Source organism: Paenibacillus sp. FSL H8-0034, assembly GCF_038000305.1.
In the GTDB taxonomy this organism is placed as follows: Bacteria; Bacillota; Bacilli; order Paenibacillales; family NBRC-103111; genus Paenibacillus_S.
Genome location: NZ_JBBOBS010000001.1, coordinates 2,504,307 through 2,523,410, shown reverse-complemented (window position 1 = coordinate 2,523,410; position 19,104 = coordinate 2,504,307). Strand labels below are relative to the sequence as shown.

Sequence of the window (19,104 nt, the reverse complement as noted above, 5' to 3'; positions counted from 1 at the left end):
CACAAATCGCTCACAGAGCTTATATGATCGTCAGTTAAATGAAATGAAGCAAACTTTTATTTATTCTAACTAAATTTATGTTTGAATTTCTTTTTGTTTGTGTTACTATTTTTGCAGGTGCTGCTTTTACATGAGTTATTTTTAAATAAGGAGACCGTGATGAATGATGGAGTCTATTCGTGAGGATTTTGAATTCTTTAACGATCTGATTAAAGGTATTGCTGCTCAATTCGGGGAGCAATGCGAGGTCGTGCTTCATGATTTGACCGGAGATTACGAAAGTACCATTGTGGCGATTGAGAATGGTCATATAACCGGACGGAAGGTCGGCGACCCTGGTACGAATCTGGGATTGGAAATTTTGCGCGGCAGTCAGGTGAATGGAAATCGATTCAATTACATTACCCAAACCAAGGATGGCCGCATCCTTCGTTCCACTTCGTTGTATAAGAAAAACAGCAAGGGCGCAACGATCGCAGCCATATGCATCAATTATGATGTGACCGATCTGATGATGGCCAAGCGAACACTGGATTCACTCACGACTGGCGGACAGCAGGTAGAGGTGAAGGAATCGTTCGTCAGCAATGTGAGCGACCTGCTCGAAGCCCTGCTTCAGGAAGCTCAGGAGCAGGTAGGCAAGCCGGTAGCCGCGATGACGAAAGAGGACAAAATGAAGATGATTCAGCTGTTGGACCTGAAAGGTGCATTCCTGGTAAAAAAGAGCGGCGAGAAAATATGCAGCTACTTGAACATTTCCAAGTACACGCTGTACAGCTATTTGGAAGAAAGCAAATCTCAAACTGAGAGGAATGAGGACCACGAATGAGCGAAGCAGCGAGCAAGTCAACCATAAATAAGGAACCACAAACCCCTTTTATCCAGATTGATAAAGCGGCAATGGAGCGTAACATTCAGAAGATGGCGGAGGTGGCCCGCAGCAATCAGGTTCAGCTTCGTCCCCACGCCAAAACACATAAATTGCCTGGGGTCGCCCATCAGCAGCTGCAAGCCGGAGCTGTAGGCATTACCGTGGCCAAGGTGTCCGAAGCTGAGGTCATGGCACAGCATGGGATCACGAATATTTTTATCGCTTATCCGCTTGTGACGACTGACAAGCTCGAACGCGCAATCCGACTAAGCCAACAAATCACACTGATTACAGCGGTGGACAGCCTGGAGGGTGCTGAGCGTATGAACGAAGCAGCCGGCCGCAGCGGCCACCAGCTTCAAGTAAGACTGGAGATCGATACCGGTCTGCGTCGAACTGGCGTGCTGTATGATCAAGCACCAGAATTGGCCGCACGTATCCATGCCTTGGAGCATTTGCGGTTGACAGGTATTTATACGTTCCGCGGAGCGATCTACAAGCAGAAGCCAACACTCGATTTGCAAACCGCAGGTGAGGATGAAGGCCACATCATGGCCGATTTGGCTGCGCGGCTGCGCGCGAATGGCATTCCAATCGTTGATGTGAGTGTAGGCTCAACTCCAACAGGCATGTATGCAGCTTCTGTAGAGGGCGTAACCGAAATCCGACCGGGCACTTATGTGTATCAGGATCGCATGCAGGCCCGTCTGGGCGTATGCAGCCTGGAGGATTGTGCAGGCAGCGTCTGGGTCACGGTCGTGAGCCGACCGTCAGCAGATCTTGCTGTGGTCGATGGCGGCAGTAAAACATTTGCCACCGATGTGCAGCCCAATGTCGAACCGCTGATGCTTCAGGGCTTCGGCCACATCGATGGGCTGGACGATGCGGTGCTGGAGCGGCTCTCCGAAGAGCATGGTATGCTGCGGCTTGGTCCAAACGCGCAGATCACCAATCCTCAGGTCGGCAGCCGACTGCGGATCATCCCGAACCATATATGCAGTACGGTTAATCTGCACAACAAAGTGTATTTCCATGACGGCGCTGCATTCGAGGAAATGACCGTGCTTGGGCGCGGGATGCTGGAATAACTACCGAATCCGAACAGAAGGAGACGTTACTATGCTTGATCTCATATTGAAAAACGGTCGCATTGTAGACGGCACAGGCAATCCGTGGTTTTTGGGTGATGTCGGCATGAAGGATGGGCTGATTGCAGCAATTGGCAGGCTTGATCAGGAGGCTCGCAGCACGATCGATGTTCACAGACAGGTCATCTCTCCCGGCTTTATTGACGGACACTGCCATTCCGATCTGATGATATTGGATCATCCCCATAGCGAAATCAAAATCCGGCAAGGTGTGACCACAGAGGTCGTGGGTAACTGCGGACTCGCTCCCGCCCCGTTTTTCAAGCAGAATGCCGACCTGCTGCAAAGCTATGTCCAGCCTGTGCTTGGAAAAACCTCATGGGAATGGCCGTGGGAAACCGTCTCCCAGTACATGGATACGCTCGCGCGTTCCGCTCCCTCCGAGAATATCGCGACTTACGTCGCACATGGCGCATTGCGGATTGCCGTGATGGGTTTCGCCAAGCGCGATGCTACAGCACAGGAGCTGCAGCTGATGAAGCAGCTTCTGGAGGAGGGACTTAAAGCAGGTGCTATAGGCTTCTCCATCGGACTGCTCTATGCTCCGGGCAGCTATACCTCCAAGGAGGAGGTTGCCGAGTTATGCTCCATATTGCCCAAGTACAACGGGTTATTCTCGACCCATATTCGCGGTGAAGGCAACAATCTGATCCCATCCGTCAAGGAAGTGATCTGGATTGCCGAGAAAACAGGCGTTGCTCTGCATATCAGTCATTTGAAAGCTGCAGGCAAGCGCAACTGGGGCAAGGTCATGGAAGCGATGGAGCTGATTGAACAGGCTCGTGCCCGCGGACTTGACGTTACCTGCGATGTGTACCCGTATAGCGCAGGCTCCACTACCTTAACAACCGTGCTCCCGCCGTGGTCACTTGAAGGCGGCATCCATGGCGTTTTGGAGCTATGCAGAGACTCAAGTATGCGCAAACGTATCCGTGAAGAGCTGGGACGCGAGCATGAGGATTGGGATAACCTGGTCTGCTCCACCGGCTGGCAAAGCATCTACCTGTCAGCTGTTCATTCCGAGAAAAACAAGGCACTTGAAGGCAAGCATATTGAGGAAATTAGCGAAATCAGAGGTCAGCATCCGGTTGATTGCATGCTTGATTTACTGCTTGAAGAGGACGGACGAATTTCAATTGTGTATTTCCATATGGCTGACGAGGATGTCAAGCAAGTAGTCGGCTATGAACGGTCGCTTATTGCATCGGACAGCCTGACGTGTGAAACCGGCAAGCCGCATCCGCGACTCTATGGCACCTTCCCACGGGTATTTGCCAAATATGTACGTGACGAGAAGGTGCTGACTCTTGAGCAGGCAGTGCGCAAGCTGACTTCCTTCCCTGTACAGCGCTTCAAGCTCGGCAAGCGTGGCTTGCTCGTCCCTGGTTATGCAGCCGACCTGGCTGTATTCGATCCAGAGACCATCCAGGATCATGCCACCTTTGAGGACCCCAGACAATATCCTCAAGGTATCACTCAGGTTATCGTTAATGGCAAGCCAACCTTTGATCGTGATCAGCATACACACGCAAGAGAAGGTCAATTGATTCGGGCGCAGCACTGCTGCACGCATCACTAATATACATTTATGGAGGTTCATCACAATGGCAAAAATTGAACAAAGACTACTCGAGCTTGGTATCGTACTCCCCCCATCACCTGAACCGCGGTTTACTTATGTTCCCTGCGTTCAAACCGGTAATCTGATCTATTTGTCAGGGCAGGATTGCCGCATTAACGGTGAATTGATGTATGAGGGCAAGCTGGGCACGGATCTTACTATAGAACAGGGACAAGAGGCAGCCCGCCAGACGATCATCAACTGTCTAGCTGTTATGAAAGGCTATCTCGGCGATTTGGACCGTGTCGTGAAAATTGTCAAGATGCTGGGCCTTGTCAACAGTGCACCTGGTTTCGCCGATCAGCCATACGTGATCAACGGTGCGTCTAATTTATTGGTGGACGTGTTTGGTGATAACGGCAGACATGCAAGATCAGCTATTGGAACGAACGAGCTGCCTTTCCATACACCGGTCGAGATCGAGATTATTGCAGAAATACGTGATTAATAGAAGCTAATAGCCAAGAGTAGAGCCTGTACCACATGCTCTACTCTTGTTTTTGTTTACATGCTCCTGTTCGTTTCGTGCTGCACAAATAAAGCAGCGCTATCTGCGCTGCTTTAACATGAATCTTCCGCTTAGTATTCGCCTAAAAGCTGCTGCAAATGATCGATAGATTGAATGCTGCCTGCCTTCTGTTCTGCATTTCCTTCAAATTCGACGGTTAACCAGCCATCATAACCGTTCTCCTTAAGACGACTCAACAGGTGCCGCAAATCCACGCTGCCTTCTCCTATAATAGTACCGGCATACTTGTCTCCGGATAAGGAAGCATAGCTTTCGCCCTGAAAGTCTTCTCCAACCTTTATAAAATCCTTGCAATGAACATGCGCAACGACAGATTGAAGCTGTTCAAAAGCATCATTCGGATTCTCGTCAACCAGCATGAAATTCCCCATGTCAAACGTGCTGCGAAGAGCAGAGGAATCCACTTCCCGAATGATCGAACGCACCTGCTCCGATTTGCCTGCGAATAACCCATGGTTTTCCAGACATAAAACGATGTTCTTACTGCTTGCATAGTCAGCCGCCGCTTTCAGCCCCTCGATGATCCAGTGCCTGGCTTCATCGTACGCAACACCCTCTTGCTGATTGCCGGAAAATACCCGCACAACCTTTGCGCCAAATCGGGCAGCAATATCGACTGATTCGATGATATGATTCAATTGCTCCTGACGACTTGCCGCGTCTGGCAGGGCAAAGTTATTACTAGCCCCAACGCATGCTACTTCCAGTCCTTCCTGCTGCAAGGCTTTTTCAACCTGCGGGGTATCCGTTGCCGGGTCCCAAAAACGATGCAGCAGCTCGATCCCGTCCGCCTTCGTCTGTTGACCGACAAAATGAATGAAATCCGCATTTGTCCATGTTTTATCGTAAAAATACTTATGGCAGCTCCACACACTCAAGCTCGTTTTCATCTGTATCCTCCATTTGACTCCGTTTATTAAATCCCATACGACCTTGCCATTCTAATCGAAACGAACTTCTTTCCCTGTCTGCGCCGACTCGTAGACCGCACATAAAATTTTCATAATTTCCACACCATCCTCAACGGGGCTGAGAGTCTCATCCGTTCCCAGGCAGCAGCGAACAAAATGATTGATCTCATTCTGGAAGCCGGCAACAAAATCGAACGTAAGCGTGTCAGCCTGAGGCAAAAGATTTAGCATCATGTCATGCTTTTCCGTTGCAATTTGCAGCTCCGGTTCCACCTGTGCCCCGCCCTTCGTTCCGTAGATGCTGATGGTGCCATCATTTTTGATGCCATGCAGGGTAAAGCTGACATCGACCATGATCGATGCACCATTCTCGAAGCAGATGAGTGCATTCGCCAGATCCTCAACATCATTCTGGGTTGCATCATAATCAGCAGCCTGATAAAACGATAGATGCTGTACATTTGCGCGGTTGCCCAGCTTGCGATACGTATTGCCTTTTACCGATTGAACCTTCGGCTTGCCCATCAAGTACCAGCACAAATCGATCACATGCACACCAAGGTCGATTAGCGGTCCGCCGCCGGAGCGCTTGCTGTCTGAGAACCAGCCGCCGGGATTGCCCAGTCTACGCAAATAGCTGGCTTTGGCATAATAGATTTCACCCAAATCTCCAGCATCGATAAAGCGCCGCAGCATTTGTGTCGTATTCCCATATCGTCTGACAAAGCCGACCTGAAACACTTTGCCGCTGCTTTGGACAGCAGACTGAACGTCCAATGCTTGCTCAACCGTTTGACATAGCGGCTTTTCGCAAAGCACATGCTTGCCCGCGTTCACAGCGGCGATACTAAATTCCGCATGCGTATTGTTCCAGGTGCATATGCTGACAGCTTCCACCTCAGAATTGGCCAGCAGCTCCTGAACGTTCGAATATACGTTGGGAATTCCGTATTTGTCCGCTTTTTCCTGGGCTCTTTCCACATTCATATCACAAATGGCATACAGCTCAACTTCCTTATTGTTTGCGTAAGCGTCCATATGCAGGCTTGAGATACTGCCAGCCCCGATAACGCCAATCCTCAACTTTTCCATGAATAATTCCTCCCTATTATTACTTTATTAGTTAAATCATGTATGATGCCGTGTTGACTTGAAGACATATATGTACATGACAGCAAATCCGGCTGCACCCAGCAAAGCCATTAAGGTACAAATGCGATACATCGTAGGCGCCCCCAGATCCTGAAACATCCATCCTCCGATAATGCCCGCAATAATGCCTGCCAAGCCTCCCCAGCTTAAAGCATATACAGCCTGCCCGGAAGCCCGAAATGGCTGAGGAATCAAATAAGCGGTTAATTGGGTGCCGACATAATAATAGCCTGCAAAGGTAAGGCAATGAAGCGTTTGCGTGAAAATGATCTGATAGGGCGTTACCGCCATCGACATCAGCAGCCAGCGCAGTGCATACAGCAGACTGACGACAATCAGGCAGGCGATCATCGTCTTGTTGTCTCTGCGTAAATAGCGATCAAGCAGCAAATAAACCGGAATTTCAAATATCGAGGATAGGAACGCTGACCAGCCGATCAAGGCATGGCTGCCTCCCATATCCGATATATAGATCGATACAAAAATATTATTCATCGAATTGGGAATAGAGATCAGGATTCCTATAATAATCAAGGACAGGAACAGCTTGTTTCCGAGAATCTTACCGTAGCCGCCAGCGGATACCTTCTTCGTGCTCACGGCAGGAGCCTGATGCGGGAGCATACAACCGAGCACGATGGAAATCACGATCATCAAGCCGTATACGATCCAGAACTCCTGAATACCGAGACGTTCGAGAATAGGCCCCGTGGCCACCGCCATGATCGCCCACCCTAATGCCCCCCATAGTCGGAAAGCACCGAATTTGTGGCCTGTCCGTTCAACGACATCCAGTATTAAGCTATTGCTTTGTGAAAATAATGGAGTTTGGAAAAAAAAGTGAATCAGCATTAACCCATAAATAAAGTAGGTGGAATGGACAGCAAAAACAGCTTGCATAACTACCCCGTTACCTACTAACAGCACGATCAGAATACGTCTGCCATTTTGCAGCCTATCGCTCCAATATCCCCAAAAAGGATTGGACAGCAGTGAAATGAAGGGACCTCCAGCGAGCAGAAGACCGATTGTAAAGTTCGACATCCCTACTGCTTTCAAATATAGTGGAAAAAAAGAGCTGTAAATCGCAATAGCCCCATAAATAAAAAAGTTGAATCCTTTGATGACGCCAAAAGAACGTACGTTCACTGAAGAAGCTTCCGACATCTTAACTGCCACTCCCTGTTTTCAGCCTGCTAGCGCTTACGCACCGCCAAAGTTCCAGCAGAGCCTGACGGCACTACCGCAAGCTTCCGGTATTGGGTTGGGGTGATTCCTGTGTATGTTTTGAAAATCGAACAAAAATATTTGTATTCGCGATACCCTACCTTTTCGGCAATCTCAAATACGCGCTCCTCCGTCTCCACGAGCATCGCTTTGGCGTGATTGATGCGGACTTCATTCAAATATTCAGCAAACCCTTTGCCAAAGTTTTGTTTAAAAATAATACTGAAATAATTCGGCGTGATTTTGAGCCAGGCTGCGACCTCCGAAGCCTTCAAATCCGTGGTGTGCCTGGAATCGATATAGGTGATGACCCGTTCGGTAATCCAGTGATGCTTGCCTTCAAGAGAGGAATGAATGATCGAAAACATCGACCACAGCTCACGACGGAGCAGCGATTTCAAGGCCCGACTGGAGTTGTGCACCAGCAGATCAATTTCATGGGCATTAAATAAATCAGTGTGGCGCGTTAGATCTATCCCGTTGGTACGCAGTTTACGCTGCAAAATGATGCTCAATTCCTTGATCGCCTGCAAAATTTCCTTCAGCAGGTACCCCTGCTCGCGAAGCTCCTGCATAATCCTTTCGATAATCTCATCCAATTCTTCATAGCTCCCATAAAAAAGCACTTGCATCAGCTGCTTTTCCAGCTCTAAAGGGGAAAATTGCTGAGGTCTCCGCTTCACAACCTGCTCCTCATCGTAGAATCTGAAGCTTCCGAAGCCCGGTATCGCATCCAGCTGCAGTACCGACATCGCTTCGGTATAACTGGCATACAGCTGCTTCAATGAGGCATAACCCGATGAAATTCCAAAATGCAGACGTGGACTATCCGACATCCGGCCTTGTGCCTCCGACAAAGCTACAGTCAAATCGACACCGCTTGCTTGATGCGCCCCCATGCATAACGTTAACAGCAAATTGGGATGATGAAAGAAGGAGATCACCTCCTGATCGCAGCTCTTTAATGCAGCAGCAACCGCTGCCTCCCATTGGCTTCTTGCGGAACGCCGAAGCTCCTCGGAAGCGTGCTCGGCCCAGCCTGCATAGTCCGTAATTTGGCTGGCGATAAATCGGAAGGAATGAACGTCACGAGATATAAAGGATGGCGTATCCGTATCCTTTTGTATGGTCCCTCCGCCTTGGATAAGCTCGGAGAACCACTTTAACTGGAGCTCCTGCTTGCGCTTGTGCGCCTGCTCAGCTTCCAGTACGATTTCCTGACCGATTCTTTGTACCATTGCCATGAGCTCTTCAATGTCGACAGGCTTAAGCAAATAATCCTCGATGCCAAGACGCAGCGCCCGACGTGCATACTCGAAATCATCATAACCGCTAAGAATGATAATACGGATATGCGGCATCCGCTCCTTGAGCGTTTTGGCCAGCTCGAGTCCGTCCATTCCGTCCATGTTAATGTCCGTCAGCACCAAATCAATCGGCTCCTTGGCTGCGAATTGTAAAGCCTCCAGGCCGTCATAGGCTTCCCCCGCTACCTCCACATCGATGGTATCCCAGGCAATGGTCTCTCTCAGCCCTTGACAAATGATCGGCTCGTCATCCACAATCAACATTCTGATGGTCATGCTTCCGCCTCCTGTTCATTCATCCATAGAGGGATTCTTAGCCTTACGCATGCTCCAGCTTCCTGCTGTTGATCAGGCAGCTCGATTCCATATCCACTGCCGTAAACCAGCAAGGTGCGCTCATGAATGTTACAGATTGCATGATCCATCACAGCAGGATCATCGCTTCTTTCAACAAGCGCCTGACGAATCTGTTCCATTTTATCCTTAGTGAACCCGACCCCTGTATCAAGGACTTCCATGATCATATCTTGTCCATCACGATAGCAGCGTACATAAATCTGGCCACCCCGTCGCCGGAACCCGTGCTTAATGCTGTTTTCTACAAGCGGCTGAATCACCTTTTTCAGCAGGACGGCACCCTCAAGCGACGCTTCCATATAGAGACTGAATTGCAGCTTGCTGCCCATCCGCTTCTGCTGTAAATTCAGATAAGAACGAACAAAATCCATCTCTCCAGCCAATGTGATAAAACGCTTCTCACTGTTCAGACCCATTCGAAAAAATCGCGATAACGTCTCGATGAGCTGGCTCGTCTCAGGAGCCTTCTCCAGTCTGGCTGTCCAGCGGATCATGTCGAGCGTATTATACAGAAAATGCGGGTCCATCTGACTTTGCAGGATGCGCAGCTCTGATTCCTTTTGCCGAATTTCCAGCTTGTACTTGTTATCGATCAATTCCCTCATCGTGGTTACCATAATATTGAATTGCCTGCCGAGCTCCCCAACCTCATCACGGGACCGAATTTCCACCTGTGCGGAAAAATCGCCCTGCTTCAGACGGTGCGTCTCTTTCCTTAAGGCAAGGATCGGTCGGATAATCGTCAGTTCAAAGCCAATTAAAGCAAACAATCCAAAGACGAGGAAAACGAACAGCAAAATTTGCAAGGATGCCTTGATTGCCCTAGTTTTTTCAACAATGGTCTTTTCCTTGATCATCGTTACAATGTTCCAGCCTGTCGCTTTCATTTGTTGGTTGAACACCACGTAGGAGACTCCATTTTCCTTCAACGAAAACACTTTGTTAGCCGGCTTTGCCACCTTTTGCAGCAAGGCTGCATCGGGATATGGTTGACCTACCAGCAACGCATCCTGGTGCAGCTGAACGGTACCGTCCGCACGAACAATAAAAATCGAGCCCTGATCCGTAGGAACAGCATTCGATAATAAGTCCGTTATTTCCGATTCATCCAAACGCACGATGACCTCACCCACCGGACGTGAAGGATTTTCAAAGGAGTTAATGACACGAATCATCGAGACGACTCGTTTGCTGCCCGTCCAACCGCTCTCCAGCGGATAGGAATCCGTCCAGACAATACGACCTTTATTCGCTTTCGCCTGATCGGTCCAATTCGTTTCCAATCCCGTCACAGGCTCACCTATTTGCAGCGCGTTGCCGCCAATCCCCTGTAAGGACATTGATTTAATATATCGTTTTGACATCGTTTGGAAGGCAATAAAGCCTTCAATTGCGGTCCTATCCTTATTGACTTGCTCTCTGTACGCCGGAGTCGCCGGGGTTTCCATGAAATTGCGAAAGTTATCCTGATAGATCATATAGTCGGATATATCTTCAACAGCCTTGATTTTTTCAGTCAGATTCAGCTCGATGGTGTTCAGGTTCTTTTCCATGGAGTCTATGAATTGCTGCCTCAATATTTCATCATACCAGCTCAATATCACATAACCTACCAGAATAGAAGGAAGAGTGACCAGCAGCAAAAAGATCGCTACCGACTTCCTTCTTAAGCTGAAATTCCATAATTGCGTTCCGTTAGCTCTCATCTCGATCCTGCTCCCCCTGTCCGCAATACGCTTCCTCTCTACATTAAAGGAAAACCAGGGTTCGATGCTACCTAAATATTAAATCCATGTTATAAATAACCAGTTACGCAGGTAAAACGATCTTTATTGACGATTATCCTTTGACCGCGCCCGCTGTCATGCCTTGTATCAATTGCTTCTCCATCGCCAGGTAAAAGCCGACAAGCGGTACAAGAGCCATCGTTAATGCCGCCATCTGCAGCGTCTGAAAGCGGGTCTCGGTTCCGGCGAAATTAGCCAATCCCAGAGGCAGTGTCTTCAGAGCTGCTTTGTTAATCAGAACAAGCGCGAACAAAAATTCATTCCAATTGTAAATAAAGTTAATAATAATGACGGTAGCCAGCGCAGGCCGGGTCATCGGAAGAATGATCGACCAGAATATTCGGTACAGTCCTGCCCCGTCCATAATAGCGGATTCCTCCACATCCTTCGGAAACCCTCTCATGAAGCCTGCGAGAATAAAGATCGTAATCGAGAGATGGAAGGCCGTATAAGGAAGCACCAAGGAAAGGTGAGTATTCAACAAGCCGATTTTTTTCATCACGATAAAGATCGGAACGAGCGTAGCGTGAATCGGAATCGTCATCCCTATAATAAACAACCCGTATAACCATCCGCGCATCCGAAATTCAAATCTCGATAAAAAGTAGGAGGCCAGTGCGCCGAGCAGCACCGTCAGCAGGATCGAAGCTGCTGTCACGAGCACGCTGTTCCAGAAATAAGTACCCAGATGGGCAACCTTCCAGGCGCTCGTGTAATTACTGAAATTCCAAGTCTTAGGCAGTCCCAGGGGATTCGTTGCAAAGTCTGCCTCAGATTTAAAAGAGCTGACGACCATCCAGACGATCGGGAGTATATTGATGGCGGACAATACCGCCAACAGGATATGAATCATTGTTTTTTTGCCAAGTGATGTTTGCATAGCTACTCGCTCCTCCTTCTGCAGCTTGCCTGGATTAATCGCTTCTACGGGTAATTAATTTGGCTGCATATATAGCAAGCAGACTGAATATCAGAATCAGAATGGATACGGCGCTTCCAAGCCCGAAGTACATGTTTGAAAATGCATTGGTATACATATAAATGCTCATAACCTCGGTATTATGCGCAGGCCCTCCAGCCGTCATGACATAGATCAGGTCAAATACCCGGAAGCTGTTGCTGATCGAGAAGATGAGCGTTACCCAGATCGTTTCCTTCAGCATCGGGAGCGTAATAAACCACAACCGCGTCCAACCGGTCGCCCCATCCATAACTGCCGCTTCTTTGACCTCTTCCGAAATATTTTGCAAGCCAGCCAAAAAGATAACCATAAAAAATCCGTAGTTCTGCCACAAATAAGTGATACTTACCGATATCATGCCCCAACGCGGGCTGCCCAGCCAGTTTTGCTTCCATGAATCCAGTCCCGATGAGCTAAGGATACTGTTGAGCAAGCCGGATTCCGTTCCATACACCATGTTCCATACCAAGGAAACGATAACCGCCGATATAATAACCGGGAGAAATAAGACGGAGCGATATAGCTTGAGACCCCTCAACGACCGATTTAACAGCAGTGCGAAAAACAACCCCGCTGGCAATTGTCCCACAATTCCGCTTATCATCATGTAAATATTATTTTGAAAACCTTTCCAGAATATGCTGTCCTTCAAGGCGGTAACATAATTATCCAAGCCTACAAAAGTCATGGAAGACAAGCCATTCCAATCGAAAAATGAATAGTACAAGGACATCGCAACCGGAATCAATGCAATGCCGATATAAATAATCAAGGCGGGCAGCATTCCAACAAATATAGTGATTCCCATCCGCTTCGTTACATTCATATTTAGCCTTCCTTCACTCTGAATTTAATGAGAGGATTACCAGGGACGAAGAGCAAGCTCCCCGTTCCCGGAGGGAGGAAACGCAAGGCTTACATCGGAATCGCAAGTGACTGCGAGTTCGCGATAATTTCAGCCGCCGTCGTTTCGCGTCCCAGCGTATCCGAGAGGTACAGCCCCTCGCTGATCAGCATGGTCGCCAGAGCGATATCAGCCGTCGGCAGCAGCTCTACCCTGCCCTGCAGAGCGGCAATCCAGTGCTGCTGTGACGAATCGTACGCATCCTCATTCTCTCTCATTCTGTGCCAACGGATATCCATCCGGTTTAAATCAATCCGGCTGTCCAGATCCATGTCGGCAACCGTTGTATGAAAGCTGAAGTCAGCCGTTTGTTCGGCTGAATGATAGGACGGAAGGCGAATTCCGCCCTTGGACCCAATAATACTGCTTCCTTCTACGCCACCCAAATGGACGGCCCAGGCTTCAAAAATATCCAATGTAAGTCCGCCCTCGAACGTAACGAAGCCGAGAGCCAATTCTTCCACGTCAAACCCGCTGTCTGCTTGTCGCTGCGAATCCATCTCCATCTCCTGGATCAGCTTGCCGGTTACTCTTTGAACGGAGGTGACTCCGAGCAAGTACAACATTTGCGCAATATGATAGACGCCCATATCCAGCAGCGCTCCGCCGCCTGCACTTTGTTTTCGCGTGAAATTGGAGGTGCCAAAGCCATCGACATAGGGTCTGCCCCGACGTCGAAACCCGGATGAGCGCGCATGAAACAGCTTGCCTAATTGCCCGGCGTCGATCAGCGCCTTCGCAGCCTTCGTTTCTTTTTTATACAGCAGGCCTAACTGGATATGCAGCATTTTTCCGCATTCCCTTGCTGCTTCGAGCATCTTTTGACCGTCATAATAAGATCCGGCTATCGGCTTCTCGCAGTACACATGCTTCCCTGCCTGTAGGGCAGCAATAGTCAAAGGAGCATGAAAATTATTGTGAAGACAGACATCAACCGCATCGATATCATCGCGGGCCAGCAGCTGCTTGTAATCGGTATACACATGGGCAATTCCATACTTCTCTGCGACCTGCAGAGCCTCACGCTCATTAATGTCACAGATGGCAACCACTTCAGCACCCTCGATTCCAGCGTAATTATCCAGATGTGCTTTTCCAATAATCCCAACGCCGATAACGCCAATTCTGATCTTTTTCCGTTCCATTGCTTACGCCTCCAGCTTAGCTTGTTAATCCTGCCGATACGAGCACTCTCTTCATGGAGCCGAGCGCCCACCCGAGCTCCGTATAAGGATTCTGCGGCGCATTGTATTCCACAGCCCAATATCCGGTATAGCCAAGGTTGTTCAGAAGCTTGACCGTTTCTTCCGCTTTTGCCGAACCCACTGTACGTGCATCAAAGTGAGTATGGTTTACCCACGGAGCGACCATCAGATCGCCCTGCTGGTTCCCATCTTCCCAGCGTCCAATATGAAGCAAGATGCCGTAGCCCGGATGGTCTATCTCTTCGGCAATCAGCTTCATCCAGTAAGGATTCAATGAAGCTCCTGTGTGATTCTCAGGACCTACCGTGAATCCGTAGTCGGAAGCAATCTGTGCATATTCCCGAAAACGCCCGACTGTATAATCAAACCGCTCCTCTGTCATGGCGCCCGGGCCCCGGCTCGTATCAATACGAACCGACTTCGCTCCCAGAATATCCGCTGCACGCAGATGCAGCAGCGCATTTTGATGCAATTGTTCTCTGACCTCAGGATCGGGGTCCCATAAGTGGGCCCGATCCACAGCCAAATTGGCAACCGTCAGCTGTTTTTCATCCAGCGCTTTTCTTATTTTTCTCAGATAATCTTCGTCTGCCAAAGTCCAGATAGGAACATTGCGGTCACAGAAAAAACCATTCCACAAATCGACTGCATCCAATCTATAACGGAATTTGACGGTTTCGAGATATCCGAAGATGTCCATTTCACCTTCGCTTAACAGCTGATAGAAGGAAAATCCCCCGATTGAGGCTTTCACTGCTATTCCTCCCTACCCAACATGATTCTTAAAGAAGCTGTGCAAGTACTCCCCTATTCACCACGAGCCTTTACTTTTTTATTTTTTCAATTGCAGCCTGCATATCCTGAGCAACCTGCTCTGGTGTCTTTTGCCCCATCGTAATGGCTTGCAGGCCATTCTCGATAACGTCCTTAACTGGTGCTGGCATTACACTGTCAAATACAAGCGCATCGCCGTTTTTCGTCAGCTCCAGCATTTCCTTCAGGTACTTGCTGGTATCTGCAGGCATATCAACCTTGGCCGGAACCACAATTCCTTTGCTCATCAATTCTTGATACAGCTCAGGTGCGTAAAAATATTTCAGGAATTTGAAAGCAGCTTCCTTCTTGGCTCCTTTTAATTCTTTACTGAGCCCGATTCCATATTGAACGACGCCTGCACTTTTGCCTGCTGTTCCTTTTCCGCCATCAATAGTTGGAAAGAGTGCAACACCTATATTGTCTCCGCCTTCAGGATTGCTGACACGGAATTTGGTATCAATGGTTGAGCTTGTCATGGTGATCGCGGCTTTCTTTTGCAGGAAGTAATCCTGCTGCTGCACTTCATCCATCGTGTTCAAATCGGCGTTGAACGCCTCCAGCTTGTTGAGTTCGTCAAAGACGGCGAGCGATTTAATAAAATCGGGATCTGTAAATTTGGCTTGGCCCTGCTTCACCTTGGTGAGGAATTCCGTTCCTGCAATCCGATCCTCAACAGTCGAGAGAACGGTCGATTGCAATGGCCATCTGTTCTTATTACCGATACCAATCGGCACCACACCGGAGGCTTTCAGCTTTTTCACCAAATCAATTAATTCCGTATAGGTTTTCGGGAATTGATTGTAGCCAACCTTGGCAAGCATATCCTTATGGTAATAAACAATATCAACAAAGGTCATTTTCGTTGGAATCGCATACTGCTTACCGTCTACGTTATAGCCAGCCAACGCCTGAGCGGGTAAAATATTTTTCCAGGTATCCATAATCTCATCCAGAGGCATAAGCACCTTGGCATCGATGTACGGGTCCATTTCTATTCCCGGAAATAAGATAAACATATCCGGCATGCTGTTGCCTGCTGCTTCCGTACGCAGCTTGGTTCGATATTGGGCCGAGGGGATATCCTGCGCCTCAATCTTGATATCCGGATTCGCAGCCATAAACTTCTGGATTCGTTCCTTGTACAGCTGGTTGTCAGCATTCGGGCTTGACCAGTTGTATTCCATCGTAAGGGTCACATTTTCCTTGGCTGCAGTACCGGGAGTCGGGGTCGCTTCTTTGGTGTCGACATTTCCACAAGCTGTAGCCGTAACAAGAGCGGCAGAGGCAACGACTAATAATGATTTTTGAATGAAAGCATTTTTCATATAATCCCCTCTTTTCATGTTATTTAATTTAACATTCACCTTACAACAATATTATATAATGATGTTACGTGTAAGGGGTATCCAGCCAATTAATATAACATCCAAATTTTTAATGCAGTTATTATAAGCTTAATAATCCATCTTTTCGAAGATACCGAGCATAGCCATTTGAAATAAAACGGCTGTTGGCGTCACTCACCAGGCTGCTACCTCTCCATCGGCTCTTGGTTCTGTTCCACCTGCCAGCACTCCGGTTACCGTATCACGCCAAATAATCTGCCCCCTGCCAAACATGCCGGAATCGAGTGCCCGCTGAACGATATGCCCCCGTCTTGCCAAGGCCTGAGCAATGTGATCGGGAAACTGCGGCTCGACTTCGATCACTTTTTCTTTCACCCAACCCCATCTCGGTGCATCCAGAGCCGCCTGTGGATTCAAATGAAAATCAATCGTATTCATCACCAGCTGTACATGTGCCTGAGGCTGTATGGAACCGCACATGACGCCAAAGGGTCCAACGGCCATGCCGTCCTTCGTAATAAATCCCGGAATAATCGTATGCCGTGTTTTTTTCGCAGGTTCAAGGACATTATGATGCTCTGGATCGAGCGAAAATCCTGCTCCCCTGTTCTGCATGCATATTCCGGTCCCTGGAATCACAACTCCGGAGCCAAAATCGCCTGAATGGCTCTGAATGAACGATACCATGTTGCCCTCTTCATCCGCAGTGGCCATATAAACAGTTCCACCTTTGGGCGGCTCCCCGGCCAATGGCAGTATCGCCTCCGAACCGATTAATTCCCTTCTTTCCCGGGCATAATCATCGGACAACAGCTGCTGCGTAGTAACCTTCATCTTGGTCGCATCCGTAATATATTTCAGACCGTCCACATACGCCAGCTTTACAGCCTCGATCTGTTTATGATAAGTATCCACCGTATCCTTGGCGTCAAAACCCATTCCTTTGAGAATATTTAATGCCATAAGAGCAACCAGCCCCTGGCCGTTCGGAGGAATTTCCCAGACATCGTAGCCTCTGTAGTTGACCTGGATCGGATCCACCCATTCCGGCTTATACGCGGCCAGATCCTCTTGGGTCAGGAAGCCTCCGTGCTTGCGGAAAAAACGATCCATCTTCTCTGCCAGCGCTCCTCTATAAAACGATTCCGCCTGCGTTTCCGCGATCGAACGAAGTGTGCGGGCATGTCCCTCGGAACGCCATATTTCTCCGGCATAGGGTGCGCGTCCATTTGCAGCAAAGGTTTCCATCCAAGGATCGTATAGACTGCTGTTCAAAGCGCTGATCGCCTCGAAGCCATGCTTCCAGTACTTCGCAATAGTCGGTGATACCGGGAACCCCTCTTCCGCATAGTCGATAGCGGGCTGCAGCACTTCCGCCAGAGGCAACCGGCCGAATCGCTCTGACATCGCCGCCCAAGCTGCTGGCGTCCCCGGAACGGTTACCGGTACCATTCCATAAGTCGGCATAGCGCTGTGTCCAGCCTCCCTGACCTTGTCGACAGTTATCGCTGCCGGAGAAGGGCCGCTTGAATTGAGGCCATGCAGCTTCCCATCCACCCATATCAGAGCAAAGCAATCGCCGCCAATGCTGTTGGAATTAGGTTCAACCACCGTTAAGCAGGCAGCTGTAGCAATTGCGGCATCAATCGCATTCCCGCCTTTTTTCAGTATATCCAATCCTGCTTGTGCAGCTAAGGGCTGTGTCGTCGCGACCATCCCTTTTCTGCCATAGGTCACCATTCTTTGAGAAGGGTATGGGTTAAATAACGAATCATAATTCAGCATAGTAGGATTCTCCTTGTTTATTCAAATTGAACATCAGGCCCTCATTGGAACCTGACTGTTCTTAGATGTTAATTATTATGCCACTAAAGAGCATCTGTCAATGTTAGCTTTATGGAACGAAATGGCTTTTGGACAAGCCAAAAGTACTGACATCGCAGCTTTATTCTTCGGAATATCCCACCGTGGTTACTTCAAGGTAACTAATTGCATAATAAGTCAGTTCTTAAATAATTTCTTCCAATCCTGTATCATGAGGATCAGGAACGAGCTTTATTAACTTGTTCTTCAAGGAGGTATTCCATTATGGGAGATTCGGACAAGGTAGTCGTCATCACAGGTGCCACGAGAGGAATCGGAAAAAATACAGCCCTTTATTTTGCTGAGCGTGGGTATACCGTTGTGGGAACCGGCAGAAACGAACAGCTTCTGAATGAACTTGATCAGCAGCTGAGGGAGCTGTCACCTCGAAGCCACTGTCTGCATCTGGATGTTCAACAACGCAGTTCCGTGCAAAAAGCAATCGGTCAAATTCGAAATATCGTTAACAATGTGGATGTGTGGATCAACAACGCTGGCGCGTTTGCCGCTATCGGACCCACATGGGAGGTAGACCCTGAGGTGTGGATCAACGATGTAAGCACCAATCTGTTCGGGGTGTTTCACTGTGTGCAGGGCGCTGTCCCCCTTATGCTTGAGCAAGGCGCAGGAAGAATTATTAATGTCGTAGGCGGCGGCACCACTCGGGAGTTTAAATACGGCAATGGCTACGGTACCTCAAAAACGGCTATTGCCCGGTTTACAGAAAATCTGAATGCCGAGCTGCAGGACACAGGAGTGATGGCTTTTGCCTTAGATCCTGGCTTGAACGATACGGATATGACTAAATACCAAAGAGAAACAGAGGCTGGGCAAACCTATTTTCCGCGTATTACCCAGGCCTTTGCGGAGCATAGAGACGCTCCTGCCCACCTAGCTCCGACACTGGCTTATTTGGTGGGTGAAGGCAAGCTGGATGCCTATCAAGGGCGAATTGTTTCCATTCATGAGGATGCGGATAAACTGCAAGAGAAAGCCAATGAGCTGCAAAACGAGGATTACTTCAAGTTAAGGATGAAAAAAATCGAAAATATCGGCCGCCGCTAGTCTTACAATTGAGCAGGTTGATGGATCAAACAGG

The 19,104-nt window shown here is 48.7% G+C and carries 16 protein-coding genes; 5 read left to right on the top strand and 11 right to left on the bottom strand.

The window, feature by feature from the left end:
* Window positions 1-166: 166 nt before the first annotated feature.
* From NST47_RS11415 to NST47_RS11400, 4 genes are read left to right on the top strand one after another with little or no spacing between them, the layout of a single operon-like run.
* Window positions 167-829, top strand: coding sequence for a helix-turn-helix transcriptional regulator (locus tag NST47_RS11415; protein ID WP_341159659.1), 663 nt, complete (start codon window positions 167-169; stop codon window positions 827-829).
* Window positions 826-1,959 carry an alanine racemase gene (locus NST47_RS11410; RefSeq protein ID WP_341155248.1) on the top strand — a complete coding sequence of 378 codons (1,134 nt, stop codon included), beginning with the start codon at window positions 826-828 and terminating at the stop codon, window positions 1,957-1,959. The genes NST47_RS11415 and NST47_RS11410 overlap by 4 nt, the downstream gene beginning before the upstream one ends.
* Before the next feature lie 31 nt (window positions 1,960-1,990).
* Window positions 1,991-3,598, top strand: a complete 1,608-nt coding sequence (locus tag NST47_RS11405) for an N-acyl-D-amino-acid deacylase family protein (RefSeq protein ID WP_341155247.1) — start codon at window positions 1,991-1,993, stop codon at window positions 3,596-3,598.
* 25 nt (window positions 3,599-3,623) lie between these two features.
* Complete coding sequence (locus NST47_RS11400; protein WP_076229358.1) at window positions 3,624-4,088, top strand: RidA family protein; 465 nt, start codon at window positions 3,624-3,626, stop codon at window positions 4,086-4,088.
* 131 nt (window positions 4,089-4,219) lie between these two features.
* Here the strand turns inward: NST47_RS11400 and NST47_RS11395 are convergent, their stop codons facing one another.
* From NST47_RS11395 to NST47_RS11345, 11 genes are all read right to left on the bottom strand, one after another.
* Window positions 4,220-5,059, bottom strand: a complete 840-nt coding sequence (locus tag NST47_RS11395; RefSeq protein ID WP_341155246.1) for a sugar phosphate isomerase/epimerase family protein — start codon at window positions 5,057-5,059, stop codon at window positions 4,220-4,222.
* Window positions 5,060-5,110: 51 nt separating this feature from the next.
* Window positions 5,111-6,172, bottom strand: coding sequence for a Gfo/Idh/MocA family protein (locus NST47_RS11390; RefSeq protein ID WP_341155245.1), 1,062 nt, complete (start codon window positions 6,170-6,172; stop codon window positions 5,111-5,113).
* A gap of 36 nt (window positions 6,173-6,208) precedes the next feature.
* Complete coding sequence (locus NST47_RS11385) at window positions 6,209-7,381, bottom strand: MFS transporter (protein WP_341155244.1); 1,173 nt, start codon at window positions 7,379-7,381, stop codon at window positions 6,209-6,211.
* Between the two features lie 47 nt (window positions 7,382-7,428).
* Window positions 7,429-9,042 carry a response regulator gene (locus NST47_RS11380; RefSeq protein WP_341155243.1) on the bottom strand — a complete coding sequence of 538 codons (1,614 nt, stop codon included), beginning with the start codon at window positions 9,040-9,042 and terminating at the stop codon, window positions 7,429-7,431.
* Complete coding sequence (locus tag NST47_RS11375) at window positions 9,039-10,829, bottom strand: sensor histidine kinase (protein WP_341155242.1); 1,791 nt, start codon at window positions 10,827-10,829, stop codon at window positions 9,039-9,041. Before NST47_RS11375 ends, NST47_RS11380 begins: the two co-directional genes overlap by 4 nt.
* A gap of 133 nt (window positions 10,830-10,962) precedes the next feature.
* Window positions 10,963-11,790: a carbohydrate ABC transporter permease gene (locus NST47_RS11370; RefSeq protein ID WP_341155241.1), complete on the bottom strand. Its 828-nt coding sequence runs from the start codon at window positions 11,788-11,790 to the stop codon at window positions 10,963-10,965.
* A gap of 34 nt (window positions 11,791-11,824) precedes the next feature.
* Window positions 11,825-12,697, bottom strand: coding sequence for a carbohydrate ABC transporter permease (locus NST47_RS11365; RefSeq protein WP_341155240.1), 873 nt, complete (start codon window positions 12,695-12,697; stop codon window positions 11,825-11,827).
* Window positions 12,698-12,786: 89 nt separating this feature from the next.
* Complete coding sequence (locus NST47_RS11360; RefSeq protein ID WP_341155239.1) at window positions 12,787-13,920, bottom strand: Gfo/Idh/MocA family protein; 1,134 nt, start codon at window positions 13,918-13,920, stop codon at window positions 12,787-12,789.
* A gap of 16 nt (window positions 13,921-13,936) precedes the next feature.
* A complete protein-coding gene (locus NST47_RS11355) occupies window positions 13,937-14,734 on the bottom strand; it encodes a sugar phosphate isomerase/epimerase family protein (RefSeq protein WP_341155238.1) in 798 nt (265 codons plus the stop codon).
* A gap of 70 nt (window positions 14,735-14,804) precedes the next feature.
* Entirely contained in the window at window positions 14,805-16,121 is a 1,317-nt protein-coding gene (locus tag NST47_RS11350; protein ID WP_341155237.1) for an extracellular solute-binding protein, read from the bottom strand.
* Between the two features lie 195 nt (window positions 16,122-16,316).
* Window positions 16,317-17,927 carry a gamma-glutamyltransferase family protein gene (locus NST47_RS11345; RefSeq protein ID WP_341155236.1) on the bottom strand — a complete coding sequence of 537 codons (1,611 nt, stop codon included), beginning with the start codon at window positions 17,925-17,927 and terminating at the stop codon, window positions 16,317-16,319.
* Between the two features lie 303 nt (window positions 17,928-18,230).
* Here NST47_RS11345 and NST47_RS11340 point away from each other — a divergent pair, with 303 nt between their 5' ends.
* The gene (locus NST47_RS11340; protein ID WP_341155235.1) at window positions 18,231-19,070 is read left to right on the top strand and encodes an SDR family NAD(P)-dependent oxidoreductase; all 840 of its coding nucleotides are present in this window, start codon (window positions 18,231-18,233) and stop codon (window positions 19,068-19,070) included.
* Window positions 19,071-19,104: the final 34 nt, after the last annotated feature.